Genomic DNA, 17,962 nt, shown 5'->3' with positions numbered 1-17,962 from the left:
ACTTTGTCAGGCAGTTTTCTCATCAGATAATTACGTAACTGCCCACTAAAAAATCACTTTGAATCAAAATGCGGAAACAAAAAAGCAGCCCGAAGGCTGCTCCTAATCGTTAACATCAAGCTTGTTAAGTCGATAAGCTTGCTTCAATGCTCGACGTCACTGGCGACTTTCTGAAACGATTAATCAAACGATGGATAAACCTCTTAATCGATCTGAAAATATTTTTAATATCTTCAAGCATTAAATACAAACAAGGCACCAACACTAAAGTCAGAACCGTTGCGTACAACACCGCAAAGCCCAAAGCGACAGCCATCGGTATGACAAAACGCGCCTGCAAACTCGTTTCAAACATTATCGGCAATACACCCGCAAACGTCGTTATTGAGGTGAGCGTGATAGCTCGAAAACGAGCACAACCCGCCTCAACAACCGCTTGTTTGATGTTCATACCCTTTTCTCTTACTTGGTTTACGTAATCTGTCATAACCAGAGAGTCGTTGATAACCACGCCAGCAGCGGCGATCAAACCAAATGTCGACATCATACTGATGTCTAAACCTAGCCAGAAATGGCCCCAAATCGCCCCCGTCAGACTAAACGGAATGACGGACATTACAATCAAAGGTTGGGTATAACTTTTTAACGGTACAGCTAACAAGATGTAGACGATGATCATGCCTGCAATAAAGAACAAAATCTGTTCATTACGCTGCGCAGCCTGCTCTTCAATATCACCGCCCAATTCTGTTTTCACAGTTGGGAAGGCTTGCTTCATATCCGGTAAGATATTGTCGTCAATGACCTTAACGATTTCTTGAGGTTCAACCAATTCTTCGTCTATCGAACCATAGACATAAACGGTTTGATACCCGCCTTCACGTCGAATGCTACTCACGCCCGGCTGCTCATTGATCTTCACCACATCACCCAACATGACCTTCTTACCTGCTGGTGTGGTAATCACAGCGTAACGCAATGATGAGAATGCTTCACGCGTCAATTGCGGGTAACGCACCATAACTTTAATTTCTTCACCATCACGAATAATGCGCTGTGCTTCGCCACCATAAAAGCTGCCACCAACTTGCTCTGCGATCATGGTGAGATCCAGACCGAGATCGTACGCTACAGGCGCAAGAGACAGGAGTACTTCTTTGCTTCCAGAATCAATAGAAGATGAAATATCATATAACCCTTCTTCCTGCTGTAAACGCTCTATCAAGTAACGCCCAGCCTCGTTGAGCTCATTGATGTTAGAACCAAACAACAAGTAACCAAACTCATCTCTGTCACCACCACCCGCACTCTGCTCGCGGATTTTGATGCTCTTCATACCTGGAATAACAGGCATAGCTTCACGCCAACGTCGAGCCAGTTCAAATGTATTGAACGGGCGTAACTCTTCATCAACCAGAGGTACTAATACACGACCTTCGGTGCGGCTTCTGTTGTACGACAGCACATCACGAATCATTCCTTGACCATGTTCCGCAATGGTCTCAGATTCGATCTTTTGCATGACACGTTCAATAGTCTTGAGTGCACTGATTGTCTGCTCACTTGAAACGGTATCATTCATTTCAATAGTGATCGCAGGATAGTCGGTCGGCACTTTAGGATTAGGGATCACCCGAACATAATTCGCGTTGATCAAAGCCGCGCTGATCAGCAGTAAACCACAGAACACCGCAAACACTGTCCAGCGCCAATGGGTGCATGTTGTTACAAAGTTACGATACGGACCGTTTACAAAACCAAAAAAACGTTGGTTAAATCGGTCACGCCAGCCACCTGGTTTAACTGGCTTAAAATGAGTATGCGCAAGGTGTGCAGGAAGGATCAGCTTCGATTCAATCAAACTGAAGATCAAACAAAGAATCACGACCCCCGCGATACCATAAAAGAAGGCACTATCAATACCACTAGACAACAAGAAAGGGGCAAACACAGCAATTGTGGTTAACACACCGAAAGTGGCTGGTGTGGCAACACGTTTTACACCACGAACCACGTTTTCGACGCCACCGCCTTTTTCTTCAATTTCGCTGTAAGCGCTCTCTCCCATCACGATGGCGTCATCAACTACAATACCGAGCACCATAATGAAGGCAAAAAGAGACACTATGTTTACCGTGATCCCTAATGCAGGCATCATCATTACAGCACCGAGGAAACAGACAGGTAGCCCAATCATTACCCACATAGCCAAGCGGAAACGTAGGAAAATGGTCAGCATAATCGCGACTAATGCAGCGCCTTGCAGCAAGTTTTTCAACATCATGTCGAGACGCCCATTTAAATAATAAGTCGTATCAACTAAGACTTTGAGCTTAACATCCTGCGGCAATGTCTTGTTTTTTGCTTCAATATAATTACGAACGGACTGTGCAACAGGGATAATGTTCTGATCACGAGTTGCTTCAACAGACATGTAGATCGCATTTTGCCCTGAGTATTCAAAATAGCGCTCTTCTTCCGTAAAGCCATCTTTGATCGTGGCGATATCTTGCAGTAAAACCTTCGCACCATTTGCGCCAAGCTTTACAGGAATATTTTTAAACTCATCACCACGGTAGTATTGGTTTTCAATCCTTACTGCAATCATCCCTGAGTTTGTTTTTACTTCGCCCGCAGAAAAGTTGGCAGAGTAACGGCTGATCGCGCTGCTGATATCGCTCAACGTCAGGTCGTATTTACGAAGAACAAGTGGGTCAACTTCAATCGCTATTTCTTCTTCTGGCGCACTCAGGTACACCAGCATGACGTTTTCTAACTGAAGTAATTCATCTTCGATTTGCTTAGCAAGCGGTTTAAGCTCCTCGAGCGGTCGGTCCCCAACTAACCCCATTTCGATTACATCTTGGCGCCATTCAACTTGGTAGACATTGATTGGTTCCATACCCGCTGGTAAGTTAGACAAGGTATCAATACGTTGGCTTACATCACCCAAGACACGCTTGATATCGGCATTAACGTCTACCTCGATGGAAACATACGCGCTACCTCTAGAGGCCGTTGAGACTGCTTTTTTAATCCCGGTGACGTCTTTAATCGATTCCTCGACCTTAACGAGAATACTCTCTTCTATCTCTTGAGGAGAAGCGCCAGGATAAGTCGCACGAACATCAATGTAGTTCACCTCAATATTCGGAAACATCTGCCTTTGAATAAAGAGAAAACTCACCACACCCATGATAATGATGAACACCATCAAAAGGTTGGCAGCGACGGGATTATTCGCAAAATAGGCAATTAAGCCCTTTTGTTTAGTATCTTCCATGACATACTCCTACTTACTGTACGACGGTTTCGGAGTCGTCACTCTTTTTTGCGATTTGTACCGCCATGCCTTTTTGAGGGTACTCTGGTAAGGTCAGTACCAACTTATCACTTTGCTCTAAACCTTCGCCAACCAGCAAAAACTCACCTTCTGCTCTCAAAACCGTGACGGTTCTGGGTTGAAGTTGATTATCGCCATTCACCACCCACACGGTACGGTTTTTAACTAATTCCTGTGGCAAGCGGTAGATGTGCTTAAGTTCCTTACCAGTGAAGCTCACTTCAACGTAGGAGCCGAATTTAATTGGAGGCTGCTGGTTATCGACACCGTATGGGTCCGCGATTTGAATGACCATGTTAATCATTCGGGTAGCGCTATCAATCATGCCTAGATCACGAACTACTCGACCTTCTCTAGTGGTAGAAAACACACCTTGCTGCGTCACTGTCGCAGTGAGTTCACCAAAGGATTCAGGTAAAAATGCACTATCAAAACCGGCAATGGGTACGTGCACCTCTGCCACTTCGATGTTGTTTAACGTGGCAACTCGAGAACCAGATGTAACAAATTGACCAACACCAATATCACGCTCAACAACCAGCGCATCGTAAGGTGCAACGACTTTGCAATTTTCTAACTCTCTTTTTGCTCGTTTGAGTGCCGCTTGAGCCGACTTCACTTGGGCTTGTGCGCTCAAAACGTGAGGTTTGCGTAAATACAGATCCGTCACTTGCTTATCGCTCAGTCTCTTTGCCTGACGTTTTGCCACTTCGGCTTTCGCTTGTTCCTCAATCAAGTTTGCGCGTGCACTAGCTAAATCGGCTTCAGCTTGTAAAACCGACGCTTCATAGTTGTCGCTTTCAATTGTGAAAAGAACCTCTCCTCGTTTCACGATGCCACCCGTTACAAAATTCGGGTGCCAACTTATCACTTCACCACTGACTTGCGCGGAAAGGTGTGTTTTTTCAAAAGGGACTAATTCACCGTGACTGGTAATCACCACTTTGTGATCAGTAGGAAAAAGAGAAGAAGCCTGAACAGTAGGTTCTGTAATTGCATCTTTGGTTGACTCTTTTTCCGGCGCAGTTGCGGCAATTGCAGCATATCCTGCATAAGAGCCTCCAACGACGACGAAGGGTAAAAGCCAACGTAATATGGGTTTTGCTAACATCGAAAATCCTTTTTTATTGTTGTTTTCAACACCACACTTTTATTCAGTCCATTGCTCCCGGTAAGCATGGTGGTGAGAGAATTGAATTTGAATAAACATCAAAGCGGCACTTGCCTAGTCTTTTAAGCAGCTAACTAGATAGTTATTGCCAATTCAAAGTTAATAAAATTAACAAAAAATTAACCAACTGCGCAAGTTGCTCTGACTTAACTTTTATTCTAAACAGCAAATGACATGCCAAGCATTTATTTATTAAAAATCATATGGTTATATAAAAACCATTATTTTATCCAGTGTGCTATTGGTCATAATCACCAGATATTAGTGATTATGACCAATACGGCCATAATGATAATTAAAATAAATGATTATCTGCGCTCTAAAAGTTGAACTTAGTGCAGGCTCTATGGCAATTCATTGATTAATCGCTCGTTATCAAACGGTTCTGGGTGCATGTGGCGTCAGCTTAAGTCTATAATTTGGAGTAGGTAACACTCTGTAAGACAAGGAAATGTGCTTTGTTACAAACGCTCGCTAAGTTGCTCTTCCCCTCGCTGCTCACTCTTTTATCGGCATGCTCATCCGTATCGTTGAATGACGCCAGTGAAAAGTCCACCAGCTTTCAGCTCGGTTATCAAAAGGATTCTGTTCTTGCGCAGTACTTTGAAGCTTACGGGAGAGATCCTAAGTCCATAACTGGCTTTGCACCGTTAAATCAGGGACACGATGCTCTTCTGGCTCGAACCTCTTTGATCGAGTCCGCCCAGAAAAGCCTTGATCTTCAATACTATATTTACCGCGGTGACGAAACGAGTCAGCTAATAACGTGGCGCTTGTATGAAGCGGCAAAGCGTGGTGTTCGAGTAAGGCTGTTGCTTGACGATATGCAAAAGCGAAACGACGATGTGATGGCTGCCCTCAATGCACATCCTAATATAGAAATCCGCTTATTTAACCCGCATCAGTATCGCGACTCCCGTTGGTTCGCTCTTGCTAGCGATTTTGAACGTCTTAATCGTCGTATGCACAATAAGTCTCTGATTGCAGACAGTGTTTCCGCCATTGTCGGAGGTAGAAATATCGGCAATGAATACTTCTCTTTTGAATCGCAAGTTGAGTTTGGTGATTTTGATCTTCTGCTCTATGGTGAGGCGGTACAACAAACTGCCGATCAGTTCGACCTCTACTGGAATAGCGCCTATTCGATACCAATGGAATGGATTACACCGAATTCACAGCAAATTACCGACCAAGCGATTCAAAAGCAGGTCAATAAACTCCGGTTAGAGGAAAAGTTTTCAACCGGCCGCTATGACTTCACTCAACTGGATATGTACCAAGATCTAAAACAAGGCAAACTCAAGCTCTACTGGGGAGAAGCGAAAGTATGGTTTGATCTGCCCGATAAAGTCGCGACCCGAGAGAGCCAACTTATTGATAATTTGTCGGAACTGGTTAAAAGTGTTGAGGATTCATTTGTGCTCATTTCTCCCTATTTCGTTCCAACTGAAGCAGGTACTCAAGCATTAAGTAACGCGGCCAAGCGAGGCGTTGATATCACGATTGTGACCAATAGCCTCGCGTCTAACGATGTGTTTGCCGTGCATGGTTGGTACGCAAAATATCGAAAAGATCTACTCGAAGCTGGAATCAAGCTTTGGGAAGTAAAAGCGAGCGCGAAACTCAAAAGTAAGTGGAGCCTCACGGGGAGTAGCAGAGCAAGTTTACACGCTAAAGCAATGACGATTGATAACAAAACACTTTTCGTTGGTTCAATGAACTGGGACCCACGTTCGGCAGCTTTGAATACCGAAATGGCCGTTGTTATCGAACAGCCAGAATATGTGCAAATGTTTCTAGAACAACTGCCGAATCAACTGTCGAGTAACGCCTACGCCTTAACTCTGCGCGACGGGGACATTGTCTGGATCGACGTAAAAACAGGCGAAGAATACGAGTCCGAACCAGAAGCAGGAGTATGGCGAAAAATGGGCGCTTGGTTCTCCGGAATATTACCGATTGAAGATCAGCTATAACAGTTGCCAATACTGCAAACCTCCCCAGTCACGCAAAACAAAATGGACGCTAGTTTTGGGCAGGGGACACAACCAACATAAGGAAGTTCAATGTCAGCGCAATGGAATGAATACTATCAGAAAATTTTAAGCCAACCTCACCGCCCAAACGTGGAAAATGCCGTAAACCAACTTAAGATAGAAGGCAAAGTCGCTCTTGATATTGGCTGCGGAATAGGTCGAGACAGCCACTTTCTCCTCGAACAGGGATTTAAGGTTCACGCATGTGATAGCAATGAAGATGCAGTAAAAACTTGTTTAACACGCTTTGAAGGTAATAAGCGATTTTCAGTTTCGCAGTGCTGTTTTACTGAATTTAATTACCCTCAGTGCAGCTTGGTTATCGCAAATGCCAGTTTGTTCTTTTGCCCTGACAAAGGCTTCAAACAAGTCTGGACAAAAATAGACAGCGCATTACAACCGGGCGGTATCTTCTGCGGCGATTTCTTGGGAGTGAAAGACTCCTGGGTGACCTCCGAAATGCATCCAAACATTACCGCATTAACAAAAAAGGAAGTGGAAAGCTTATTCGAGGGTTACGACCTCATTTCATTGCATGAAAGAGATGAAGACGGGACCACTGTAGTAGGAAGCCAAAAACATTGGCATATGTTTAGTGTGACCGCTCGAAAGCGCTAAAAATGGTCTCTCAATAAAGAAAGCAGCACTTCAAATCAGTGCTGCTATCAGAGATTAATTGACGGGATACACCACTTCAAAACGCTCTAAAACCAGCGTACGTTTCTCATGCCAATCGATGTTCAACTCATCGCATTCAGCTTTAAAAAATGCAGTATGAGAATCACGCCACCAGTTTAAGGTTCTATCACCTTCGCCTTCTGCGAAGGCAAACTCTGCGGTTACATCCTCATATTTGCATGTACTTACGTCAGTAATTCGTATCACGCAAACCGGGTCCCCATCCCAATTCGTCACTACTTGTAAATGACCGACTTGGGGCATGGTTTCACCATGTTCTCGATACCAAAGCTCCAAACTGCACGATGCAGTTTTCTGTCCAATACGAACCAAATCTGCGCATACATTCGCGTTGTATTCGTCGGCACAATAATAGTCAGCACTGACTGATGGTACAGCTTCCCTTTGTTCTGGTGATAATAATTCTAGGAATTGTTCTAAGTAATCCTTAGCTCGCGCGTCCATGCTCACTCCATTAATCATAAATTCGCAAGGAGGATAAAAGATATCACAACAAATAACCACCAGGAACAAACTGAAAAACAACAAGAATATGACTTCTACGTAGACGACTGTTATTTCTTTTGTAATAACTTTGCTAAACGTTTGTGCTATTTGCTATTGTTGCATGGTCTATCTGTACTCTTCTCGTGAAAGGACGTTATATGCGCTTATTTATTGGTATTTTTTTCTCGCTGATACTTGCCTTGCCAACAATGGCATCGGAGGAAAAGTATTCAGAATCGGATCTGTTAGATAGACCATTAATGGAACGCTATATTTTAGATGAACTAAAAGCGCTACGTCAGGACTATCAAAGCCTAGAAAAGCGAATGATCACAGAGATCACCGATCGCGAGCTAACGGTCGCAGATAAATCGTTGAACTATGCCAACGTGACCGTTACATACTTCTTCTACATCATTGCTGGTGTCGCATCGCTGATTGCCTTTGTCGGATGGCAATCTCTGCGCGAGTTTAAACACAACACCAAAGAGATGGCTGATAAACGATTGGAGAAGATCGCCCAAGAATACGAGAAAAAGTTTGTCGCCCTTGAGCGAGATTTAAAACGCAAAACTCGCATTATCAGTGAAAACAACAAAGAGATTGAGAAAATCAACGAGATCCATAACTTATGGCTACGTGCACAAAGCTCTCAAACTCCAGAACAACGTATTGAAATCTATGATGAAATCTTATTAATTCGTCCAGGTGATTTAGAAGCGTTGACTTACAAAGCCGACGCAGCGATGGAAATCAACGAATACCATTGGGCACTTAGCATTTGTAACCGCGTACTTGAAGTCGATTACACCAACGGCCCTGCACTGTATCAACGCGCGTGTGCATACTCTCGCCTTGGTATCGAAGAGCAAGCTATTGAAGACTTGGAACGCGCAATTGAATACAGCCCATCCATTCGTGATTTACTTGCCGAAGAACGAGACCTCGAATTGCTGCACGGTAATGAGCGTTTTGAAAAGCTCTTACATCTAGCAAGCGAATAATGGAATAAACAGCATGAGCAGCCACTTTAATCTAGAAGACGCTAGCCAAGTATTGGTTGGTGCTTTTGCCCTAGCAGTCCCGATCTCATTTTCGGAGGAGGCGTGGCGATTGGGTGAGAGCCTACCAATGGCAAACTTGCTCATGCTGTTAAGTCTTTCTGTCATTTTCCTCAGTTTTTTCGCGTATCAAAGCGTGTTTCAAAGCCACATCAAGAATCGCGTATCCATCTTTATTTTTCGTGTGGTTATCGCGTACCTCATTGCGGCCGTTGTGGTAGCGTTAGTTCTTTTCTGTCTTGATAAGCTGCCACTCATGAATGAGCCTTTGGTTGCGATAAAGCGCGTTATCGTCATCACAATGCCTGCTTCGATGGGCGCGATCGTAGTCGACAGTTTCGACAAAGAATAGAGATAATCGCTACTCTTCTTCTAACGTTAAGTTCGACCCCGAGTGGTCTTTCCCTAATACATCTTCTGGGTTTCGCAGTGCGCAGGTTTCTAACGACAAGCACCCGCAGCCAATGCATCCGCCTAAATCGTTTTGCAACGCTTTAAGTTTTTGAATCTTTTGTTCTAACTGTTCATGCCAATGGCTTGCCATTTCTTCCCATTGCGCTTTGTTAGGGGCTTGGTGTTTCGGCAGTTCATCTAACGCATGTTTAATTTCTTCTAACGACAACCCAACTTGCTGCGCTGCTTTGATCACCGCAACACGGCGCAACACACTGCGATGGTAGCGACGCTGATTACCTTGATTTCTCCAACTCGAAATCAGTCCTTTTTGCTCGTAAAAATGTAGGGCAGATACTTTCACTCCAGAACGTTTTGCCACTTCTCCTACGCTGATTTCCATCCTTGACTCCCTGTGTATCAATTTTGTTAAAAAAATGCTTTACCTCAAGTTTACTTGAGGTTTTAAAGTTGCACCATCTTAATTAACGCTAAACCCCGGCGATCTCAAGATAATGTGTTCAGCGCGAACGACTTGGTTGTTAAACACAAGACAGTTGGACATCAACCTTTTGAAATCCATCGGGAGTTAGAGGCAAACATAATGAAAAATAAAACTCAGCCGTACTTAGCTGGCCGCTTCTTCGACAGCATTTCCTCTGGCTTATTCATGATGGCACTGCCATGGGTCATGCTTTCCGAACCTAACATGGGTACATTCGTCGCTTTAGTTTCTCTGAGCTGCACCGCGATTTCTTTTCTAGCAACGCCTTTCTTTTCCACTTTAATTGACCGACATTCACGCAAAGTACTACTCGTGCTCAATCAATGGATTCAATCGGGTATGGCTTTGGTGGTGTTCATTGCTTATTGGTTAGGGTTCGAGTCACACTGGTTGCTGGCTTTTGCACAATTGGTGTATTGGGTTTCGAGTAATTTTGCATGGACGACCAACAACGCTTTCACCCAAGAAAATTATCAGCACCATGAGTATGCGAAAATTTCGGGTCAGCAAGAAATTGTAATGCAATCCACAACCCTCGGAGCTGGCGCGTTGGGTATTGTTTTGCTTGAAATGTGGGGTATGAAAGAGTTTGCTTTGTTTGCGGCCAGCGCCTCTGCGTTAGCAGCGATGTTCTATATTCTGACGCCTTATACCCAACAATTAAGGGCATCAAAATCCGTTGCTTTCATCGCGCAACTCAAAGAGAGCAAACAAATATTCCGTCTCGAACCCCGATTTTATGGCTTTATTCTGCTCTCTTGCCTCTCTTATCCTGCATTGACGTATTTGAGCAAACTGGTGCCGATTTGGTTTTCTGAACAAGGCATCTCTGGCGATTGGTTTGCAGGGTTCAACATCAGTTTTGGCCTCGGCTCGTTGCTAACCGGCTTTATTGTCACCAAAGTGCTAAGCCGTTCCTCCCATAGCCACATTATGTTCGCTTCGATGGTTATGGTCTCTTTTGCGCTTATCGGGATGAGTTTTGCGATGAGCCCGCTGACCATCTTATTGTTTACGGCGCTGTTTGGCGTATTTAACGCGCTAAATCGCATTGCGAGAGTCAACTGGATGCATCACACCGTAGCGGTTCATCAACGAGGTCGCGTCGATGGCGGCATCAGCATGTTTGCCACCACCATTCAATCTCTCAGTTACGTCCTGATTGCAATATTGAGTCATTACGAACTAACACAATACGGTTTTGCAATCGCAGCTGCTGTCATGGTATTAGCAGTTATTTTGATGGGATTACTCAGCCGAGACGTCGAGCCGTTTAACGACCTGCCCCTTCATGCAGCAGCAAAGTGAAGCATAGAAATTGAGAAGTTGAGAAATTGAAAAAGCGAGATAGGAAGGCAACCAACATCGTCTTCCTATTTTTTACGCCAGCACTTTTGCCTCTATCGCTTATCAGCAAGGTTGGGTATTCTGAGGTGACCAACATGAGCAGAGAGAAATCGCAGTGAACTTAAGGCAATTAGAAGTCTTTTACGCCATTATGCAAGCAGGAACGGTGTCAGGCGCGGCTCGCTTACTGCACGTTTCCCAACCTAATGTCACTCGAGTTCTCGCCCATACAGAACAACAACTGAGCTTCGCTTTATTTGAGCGTGTAAAGGGCCGTCTCGTTCCAACTCAAGAAGCCAAAGCCTTATTGCCAGAGGCTGAAAAAGTCTATCAACAACTCGGACAATTTCGCTCTCTGACCAACAAAGTCAAACAGGGAACTCAACATTTACGAGTTGGTGCTCCGCCTGTTTTGGCCGCACACTTGTTAACGCCGACTGTCGCGTTGTTGTCGAAAGAGCACAGCATCTCCTTTGAGCTCTTAACGGCCAATCGCGATGAGCTGTGCTCAGGTTTACTGAAACATGAATTGGATGTCGCCATTGCGTTCGGTGAAGAAACGCCACCAGCGATCATGGGACACATGTTATTAAAAGAAAACTTGGCGCTAATTGCCCCTAAAAGCGCAGCGATACCCACAGAAAAAACCGTCACTTTAGAAGAACTCATCAGTCACGATTTACCCATTATCGGTTTAGATAGCCGAGACCCTCTGGGCTTATTGCTGCATCAAACCTTATCGGCGCGTGACGAACATTATCAACATGCCATCACCGTCCGCAGCTACTCCGCGGCGGCTGAACTGGTGAAAAACGAAGCAGGATTCGCGATTGTAGACCCTTGGACTGCAAAACAATATCGCCAAGATAATGCCGTTTCCGTGCATGCTTTGGAGCCAAATATGTCCTTCTCCGTCTCTGTTTTATTCGCAGAGCACACACCTCAATCCATTGCGACAAAGCAATTTATCACCGCCCTAAAACAACAAATGGTTTAAAGGTATAACCTGAAGTTATGCCTGCCTAACAAATAAGTATTCGGTTTCCTAAATCAGTCTGGCTACATTAATGAGCAATAACGATGACGAAGGGAACCATCATGCAAATTGCTCAACCTTACCTACTCTTTCTTGGCGATGTAACCGATCCACTCGCAGCAAAAACCGCGCGTGGCATATACCAATGGCGACCTGAGATTTGTCTTGGCCAAATCCGCCTGACGCCAGAAACCGTATCGCTTGGTTTAACCGACATGACACTACAACAAGCGCAGCAGCAAGGAGCAAAAACGCTGGTGCTCGGCACGGCAAATCCAGGAGGCGTCATTCCCGAAGCTTGGCAAGCAACCTTACTTGAAGCGGCAGAGATGGGATTTGAAATTGCATCGGGCATGCACCAACGTTTGGCGGAATTTGATCCTCTTGCCGATCTAGAACAACGCGGATTAACCAAACTGTATGATGTTCGCCATTATGATGCCCCGCTCAAGGTCGGCAATGGCAAAGCTCGCGCAGGCAAGCGAGTACTTACTGTAGGGACAGATTGCTCCGTTGGCAAAATGTACTCAGCCCTTGCCATTGAGCATGCATTGAAGCGTAAAAACTGTCGTGCAGAGTTCAAAGCAACGGGTCAAACCGGAATTCTCATCGCAGGCAGTGGCATTTCAATTGATGCCGTAGTTGCCGATTTTATCTCCGGCGCAGTAGAAACGATCAGCCCTGAGTTCACCGATCACGATTGGGACATCATCGAAGGGCAAGGTTCGTTATTTAACCCTTCGTTTGCTGGCGTAAGTTTGGGCTTACTTCACGGCGCACAAGCTGACGCTCTGATACTGTGCCATGAGATTGGTCGCCCGCACATCCGCAACTTACCACATGCGAGCTTGCCAACCATTGAACAAACGATAGAAGCGAATCTGGCCGCTGCTCGCCTAACAAATCCAAACGCTCAATTAGTGGGTATTTGCTTAAACACTTCGGCGCTCAGCGAAGAAGATGCTGCCCAGTTATGCCAGGATTGGAGCGACAAATACCAAGTGCCCGTCACCGACCCTGTACGTTTTGGCGTTGATGCGGTTGTAGATAGGCTCCTTACGATTTAAGAAACATTTACGGTTTAGAAAATAACTGCGGTTTAGGGAAAACTAGTGAGATGAAAATTCATGTAGAACCTGTCACGATTGCCATGGCGACACCATTTCGCATCTCTCGCGGCAGTCGGACAGAGTGCCACGTAGTCCGAGTGACAATTGAACATCGAGGCATGACCGCCCAAGGTGAATGCACGCCATACCCTCGTTATGGTGAATCGGTTGAATCGGTGATTAAGGCGATTTCTCACGCCGCACATGAACTGCAAAGTTTGTATGCCAAAGGCGAAGCTGATGTCATGGTTCTCAAAAGCCAGCTTCAATCGTTATTGCCCACGGGGGCGGCAAGAAATGCATTGGATTGCGCCCTTTGGCATCTTCACGCGATTTTGAGCCACAAGCAGCAGGTTAACGACCTCTTTACGTTACCAGAGGCGATTGTGACGGCGATGACGGTTTCTATCGACACGCCGCAAGCGATGGCCAAACAGGCGCAAGCTTACGTTAGTCAAGGCGCAAAACTGCTAAAGGTAAAACTGGATGGTGAACACGTACTTGATCGCGTTGCAGCAGTACGCGATGCTGCGCCGCACGCGCAAATTGTTTTAGATGCGAATGAAGCATGGCAAGGCCTCGACCTCGCGACGGTATTTGCTCAACTCGAACCGCTAGATATCACCATGATCGAACAACCGTTGCCACAAGACTGCGATGACGTACTCGCCAGCATTCCGCACCCCATTCCACTTTGCGCCGATGAAAGTTGTCACACCAGAGAGCAATTGCATCAGTTGGTTGGCAAATATGAAATGGTGAATATTAAGCTAGATAAAACTGGCGGGCTCACTGAAGCACTATTATTAGCCGACGACGCCCAAAAACTCGGTTTTAGCCTCATGTCCGGTTGTATGTTGGGGACGTCGCTGGCGATGCGAGCCGCGTTACCTATTGCAACTCAGGCAAGCGTTGTCGATCTTGATGGCCCGGTGCTGCTCGGACAAGATGTAACGCCAAGCTTGGTTTATTGCGACGGCGAAATCGTTCTTTCCAAATAGCCTAAACAATCCAGAGGTTTTGCTCCAAAAGTCAGAACCTCTGAGTTTATGATCTCGATTAAAAGACAATCAGCCCCATCATGAAATAAGTCACATAAATTATATGGTTATTGAGGCATGCTAAGATTCCAGTAGTCCAAGAAGGTGGTCTTATGCATCGAGTCATCCGGAAAATGACGTGGAAAACGAATAGGCGGTAATCCCGCCCTACTCCAATGCAGTGCGTGGGTTTCTATAGCAACCCACTTCCTAGCAATTCGTAGGTTTTTCACGCCATCTTGCAAGGAGGCTCTATGCCTATCAACAAAATACGCAATATCGCTTTTGTCGGCCAAACCGGGACCGGTAAAACCACGCTGATAGAAAAACTGCTCTTCACCTGCGATGCCACGCACCATTTAGGCAGCGTAGAAAAAGGCGATACCGTTACCGACTTCGACCCTCAATCCATCCAATATCAACACAGTATTGAAGCAACGCCAGTCGCACTGCGCTGGAATAAACACCGGCTCAATATCATCGACACTCCGGGACAAAACGAGTTACTTGGCCGTACGATCAGCGTTTTTCCCGCCGTTGAAACATCCGCCCTTGTCATCGACCCTCAAACGCCACTCAACCAAACTTCCGATCGCTTATTCACCTTTGCTAAAGAGCAGCAAAAATGTCAGATGATCATCATCAATAAGCTCGATAACCACGGTAATCAGTTAGAAAGATTGATGGGGAACATCGTTGAGCATTTTGGTGACCACTGCTTGCCGATCAACTTACCTTCGGCTGACGGAGAATCTGTAGTTGACTGCTATTTCGAACCAGAATTGGGACGAGAAACCTTACTTGCAACAGTAGATGAAGCTCATGAGACCTTAATTGACCAAGTCATCGAAGTCGATGAAGAACTGATGGAACTGTATCTGGAACAAGGCTCCGAACTCACCGCAGAGCAACTGCATGATCCGTTTGAAGAAGCACTGAGAACTGGACATGTGATTCCGGTCTGTTTTGTCTCAGCACAAACCGGCGCGGGCGTCGAGTTGCTGCTGCGCACCTTGGCGGAGATCATGCCCATGCCAAACGAGGGTAACCCTCCTCTACTGGAAAAGAACGGCAAAAAAATCAAAGTAAATTGCGAAACCTTAGAGCACACCGTCGCACACGTGTACAAAGTCAGCGTCGACCCATATATGGGAAAACTTGCCTACTTACGTGTGTATCAGGGTGAAATCAATGCGGGCAGCCAGCTTTATATTGGCGAAAGCAACAAGGCATTTAAAGTTGGGCACTTATATCAACTGCAGGGCAAAGATAGAACCGAGATCCCTCGCGCGCTTGCAGGCGACTTCTGCGTTTTAGCCAAAGTGGATGATCTCGAATTCGATTCAATCGTTCATGACTCTCACGAAGAAGATGGAGTTCAACTCAAAACGTTGGACCTTCCTGACTCCATGTATTCTTTGTGCTTGAAGCCTCTTAAGCGTGGAGATGAGCAAAAATTAGGAGATGTGCTGAATAAAATTGCCAGTGAAGATCCTTCGCTGCGCATCGAACATCGCGCTCGCACCAACGAAACCATCATCAGCGGCCAAGGGGAGTTTCACCTCAAAGTCGCATTAGAAAAGATGGCGAACGTGTACAAACTGGACGTCGAAACCTGCCAACCAAGCGTCGAATACTTTGAAACCATCACCAAACCTGCCGAAGGGCATTATCGACACAAAAAACAAAGTGGCGGTGCAGGCCAGTTTGGTGAAGTGCAATTGAAGGTTCGTCCACTCGAACGTGGTGCCGGATTTAAGTTCATCAACAAAGTGGTGGGTGGCGCCATCCCAACCGCGCTCATTCCTGCTGTTGAAAAAGGTATTTTGCAAGCGTTAGAGGAAGGCGCGATTTCTGGCAACCCAATTAAGGATGTGGAAGTCACCGTTTATGACGGTAAATATCACTCCGTCGATTCGAAAGAAATTGCGTTTGTCATCGCAGGTAAGAAAGCCTTTTTAGATGCTATTAACAACGCCGATCCTATTGTGCTAGAACCCATTGTCCAGATGGAACTGCACATCCCAACCGCGAATGTTGGCGATGTTTCTGGTGATTTATCTGGCAACCGAGGCTTAATCGAAGGCTCCGAGCCAATCGACAGCAGCTTCACCTTACTCAGAGCCAAGTCACCTGTAAACGAGCTGCAAGATTACGCTCGTCGATTACGCTCTATCACTGGTGGTGAAGGCAGCTTTAGTATGACCTTAAGCCATTACGAGCCTGCGCCACCAGCAGTGCAAAAACAGGTCTGCCAAGGCAGTACACAACAAGGTTAATTCCCTAAGATTCAAATCAATCACATAAACAAAAAAGCGCCCTCATTTTGAAGGCGCTTTTAGGTAAAAGAAAAATTATTTATCGAGAGACAAACCTATCTGACTGATTTTGCTTTCAAACTCTTCGATGCTGTTCGCTTTGTAAGTCGGAGCACCGTTAAAGTAGCGCGGTTTCTCTGGCAGCATCGCATTTTTCAGCTCTTGTTCTTGATCGATATTGTCATGGTAAACCGTTACACGATTTGGAATATCCTGCTTCATTACAGCCATTTTGGTTCTCCTTTATTAAGACGAATAGTAAGCGTAGAACGAATTTATCGGAGTACAGGCGAGACTGTGTAAAATTTAGACACTCACAGCAAAATCATATTTAAACAGTTGCATTTAATATTTTTGAGGCACTTTGTCGTGGCTATTGGCAAACGTGAGTGCAGCGATTAAGGTGAGCTCTCTCTACATGAAGACAGGAAGTCCGGTGTCGCAACAAGAATTCAACCAAATGGGCAGTGCCAAAGTTTTTCTCATCGAAAAAGATGGCGTCCAAGTAATAGAAAAACGTAACCCTACTCAAATAGAAGTCGCATTTTATCAACGCTATGCCGAACAGTTTAACGCGCTTGGAATACACGTACCGCGCTTGATTCAATTCGACGACCAGAAAAACGTTCTGTACATTGAATACGTTCCCCACGCAGTCGAGCAAGCATTCTTACTTGAAGATGATCGAGTCATTGAACAACTCGTCAAACTGCACCGACTTCCACCAACATCAGATGGTGTTTATCACCGCCACCAGTGGACACCACAAGCGACTCAACAAGCACTCACTACACTTAAACTGGGCTCAGAGACAGAACAGTTCTTCCACCAGCTACAACAACGATCGGCGCACCTTTTCGATGGGCAGAACTTGATCTCCGGAGACACCAATGCAGGAAACTGGGGACAGCGCCAAAATGGCGAGCTGGTGCTGTTCGACTGGGAGCGCTTTTCTACAGGGCATGTCGCGATAGATTTAGCGCCGCTCATCGAGGGCATGGGCATATTTGATGATTACTTGAACGTAGCAGACAAATATATAAAGTGCGCAGAGAAAGGTGAAACAACAGAATTGGCGCGCGATATCGGACTAGCAAAAGCGTGGATCGTTGTCGAGGTAGTCAACATACTGGTCTCCAGAGAGAATCCGCAGACCAGCAAGTATTTGGACTGGTTTCGGCAAACCTTGCCGCAATGGGCCAAAAGCCTTAGCGCTCAGGTGATGAGTTAGGCTCTGAGATTTGATATAAACGCCTTTCAGGTTCTGCGCATGAGGTTTCGCAGTTGCATACTTTATCAACACCGACGTTGTTTAAACCGCCGCAACTTCCTTGAATGCGCTTGTTGTGAAAAATGACGCCAAGTGACATCAACAAAATGATTGCGAGAAAACCAAGAAAGGTAAATAACCAAACCAT

At 45.6% G+C, this 17,962-nt stretch carries 16 protein-coding genes; 10 read left to right on the top strand and 6 right to left on the bottom strand.

Annotated elements, in window-relative coordinates:
• Window positions 1–124: 124 nt before the first annotated feature.
• Both KI742_RS00920 and KI742_RS00915 read right to left on the bottom strand, forming a co-directional pair.
• Window positions 125–3,283, bottom strand: a complete 3,159-nt coding sequence (locus tag KI742_RS00920) for an efflux RND transporter permease subunit (RefSeq protein WP_285384965.1) — start codon at window positions 3,281–3,283, stop codon at window positions 125–127.
• Between the two features lie 13 nt (window positions 3,284–3,296).
• Window positions 3,297–4,454 carry an efflux RND transporter periplasmic adaptor subunit gene (locus KI742_RS00915; RefSeq protein WP_285384966.1) on the bottom strand — a complete coding sequence of 386 codons (1,158 nt, stop codon included), beginning with the start codon at window positions 4,452–4,454 and terminating at the stop codon, window positions 3,297–3,299.
• Between the two features lie 518 nt (window positions 4,455–4,972).
• Between KI742_RS00915 and KI742_RS00910 the strand changes: the two genes are divergently transcribed.
• Both KI742_RS00910 and KI742_RS00905 read left to right on the top strand, forming a co-directional pair.
• Entirely contained in the window at window positions 4,973–6,490 is a 1,518-nt protein-coding gene (locus KI742_RS00910; RefSeq protein ID WP_285384967.1) for a phospholipase D family protein, read from the top strand.
• 90 nt (window positions 6,491–6,580) lie between these two features.
• The gene (locus tag KI742_RS00905) at window positions 6,581–7,168 is read left to right on the top strand and encodes a bifunctional 2-polyprenyl-6-hydroxyphenol methylase/3-demethylubiquinol 3-O-methyltransferase UbiG (RefSeq protein WP_285384969.1); all 588 of its coding nucleotides are present in this window, start codon (window positions 6,581–6,583) and stop codon (window positions 7,166–7,168) included.
• A gap of 54 nt (window positions 7,169–7,222) precedes the next feature.
• Here KI742_RS00905 and KI742_RS00900 read toward each other — a convergent pair whose 3' ends face one another.
• Window positions 7,223–7,693, bottom strand: a complete 471-nt coding sequence (locus KI742_RS00900; protein WP_138939740.1) for an ASCH domain-containing protein — start codon at window positions 7,691–7,693, stop codon at window positions 7,223–7,225.
• A gap of 200 nt (window positions 7,694–7,893) precedes the next feature.
• Between KI742_RS00900 and KI742_RS00895 the strand changes: the two genes are divergently transcribed.
• The gene (locus KI742_RS00895; RefSeq protein ID WP_005373890.1) at window positions 7,894–8,739 is read left to right on the top strand and encodes a tetratricopeptide repeat protein; all 846 of its coding nucleotides are present in this window, start codon (window positions 7,894–7,896) and stop codon (window positions 8,737–8,739) included.
• 13 nt (window positions 8,740–8,752) lie between these two features.
• The gene (locus KI742_RS00890; protein ID WP_005373896.1) at window positions 8,753–9,148 is read left to right on the top strand and encodes a DUF2391 family protein; all 396 of its coding nucleotides are present in this window, start codon (window positions 8,753–8,755) and stop codon (window positions 9,146–9,148) included.
• Between the two features lie 9 nt (window positions 9,149–9,157).
• Here the strand turns inward: KI742_RS00890 and soxR are convergent, their stop codons facing one another.
• Window positions 9,158–9,592, bottom strand: coding sequence for a redox-sensitive transcriptional activator SoxR (gene soxR / locus KI742_RS00885; RefSeq protein WP_005373898.1), 435 nt, complete (start codon window positions 9,590–9,592; stop codon window positions 9,158–9,160).
• 201 nt (window positions 9,593–9,793) lie between these two features.
• On the opposite strand from soxR, the gene KI742_RS00880 reads away from it, so the two are divergent.
• The 5 genes from KI742_RS00880 (at window position 9,794) to fusA (ending at window position 16,505) form a co-directional block, all read left to right on the top strand.
• Window positions 9,794–11,002, top strand: coding sequence for an MFS transporter (locus KI742_RS00880; protein ID WP_042523295.1), 1,209 nt, complete (start codon window positions 9,794–9,796; stop codon window positions 11,000–11,002).
• A 154-nt stretch (window positions 11,003–11,156) separates the two neighbouring features.
• Window positions 11,157–12,038 carry a LysR family transcriptional regulator gene (locus tag KI742_RS00875; RefSeq protein ID WP_085569193.1) on the top strand — a complete coding sequence of 294 codons (882 nt, stop codon included), beginning with the start codon at window positions 11,157–11,159 and terminating at the stop codon, window positions 12,036–12,038.
• 101 nt (window positions 12,039–12,139) lie between these two features.
• A complete protein-coding gene (gene dgcN, locus KI742_RS00870) occupies window positions 12,140–13,144 on the top strand; it encodes an N-acetyltransferase DgcN (RefSeq protein WP_285385018.1) in 1,005 nt (334 codons plus the stop codon).
• Window positions 13,145–13,194: 50 nt separating this feature from the next.
• Window positions 13,195–14,187: an N-acetyl-D-Glu racemase DgcA gene (gene dgcA / locus KI742_RS00865; protein ID WP_285384970.1), complete on the top strand. Its 993-nt coding sequence runs from the start codon at window positions 13,195–13,197 to the stop codon at window positions 14,185–14,187.
• Between the two features lie 293 nt (window positions 14,188–14,480).
• Window positions 14,481–16,505 carry an elongation factor G gene (gene fusA / locus KI742_RS00860; RefSeq protein WP_285384971.1) on the top strand — a complete coding sequence of 675 codons (2,025 nt, stop codon included), beginning with the start codon at window positions 14,481–14,483 and terminating at the stop codon, window positions 16,503–16,505.
• Between the two features lie 75 nt (window positions 16,506–16,580).
• Here the strand turns inward: fusA and KI742_RS00855 are convergent, their stop codons facing one another.
• Window positions 16,581–16,775 carry a hypothetical protein gene (locus KI742_RS00855; RefSeq protein WP_005373920.1) on the bottom strand — a complete coding sequence of 65 codons (195 nt, stop codon included), beginning with the start codon at window positions 16,773–16,775 and terminating at the stop codon, window positions 16,581–16,583.
• 187 nt (window positions 16,776–16,962) lie between these two features.
• Between KI742_RS00855 and KI742_RS00850 the strand changes: the two genes are divergently transcribed.
• Window positions 16,963–17,775, top strand: a complete 813-nt coding sequence (locus KI742_RS00850) for an aminoglycoside phosphotransferase family protein (protein WP_262640800.1) — start codon at window positions 16,963–16,965, stop codon at window positions 17,773–17,775.
• Here KI742_RS00850 and nqrM read toward each other — a convergent pair.
• Entirely contained in the window at window positions 17,753–17,962 is a 210-nt protein-coding gene (gene nqrM / locus KI742_RS00845; protein ID WP_017635136.1) for a (Na+)-NQR maturation NqrM, read from the bottom strand. The genes KI742_RS00850 and nqrM overlap by 23 nt on opposite strands.

The organism is Vibrio sp. D417a (assembly GCF_030248595.1).
GTDB lineage: Bacteria > Pseudomonadota > Gammaproteobacteria > Enterobacterales > Vibrionaceae > Vibrio > Vibrio alginolyticus.
Note: the sequence above shows the minus strand (reverse complement) of the source record. Positions and strands in the feature narration are given on the sequence as shown.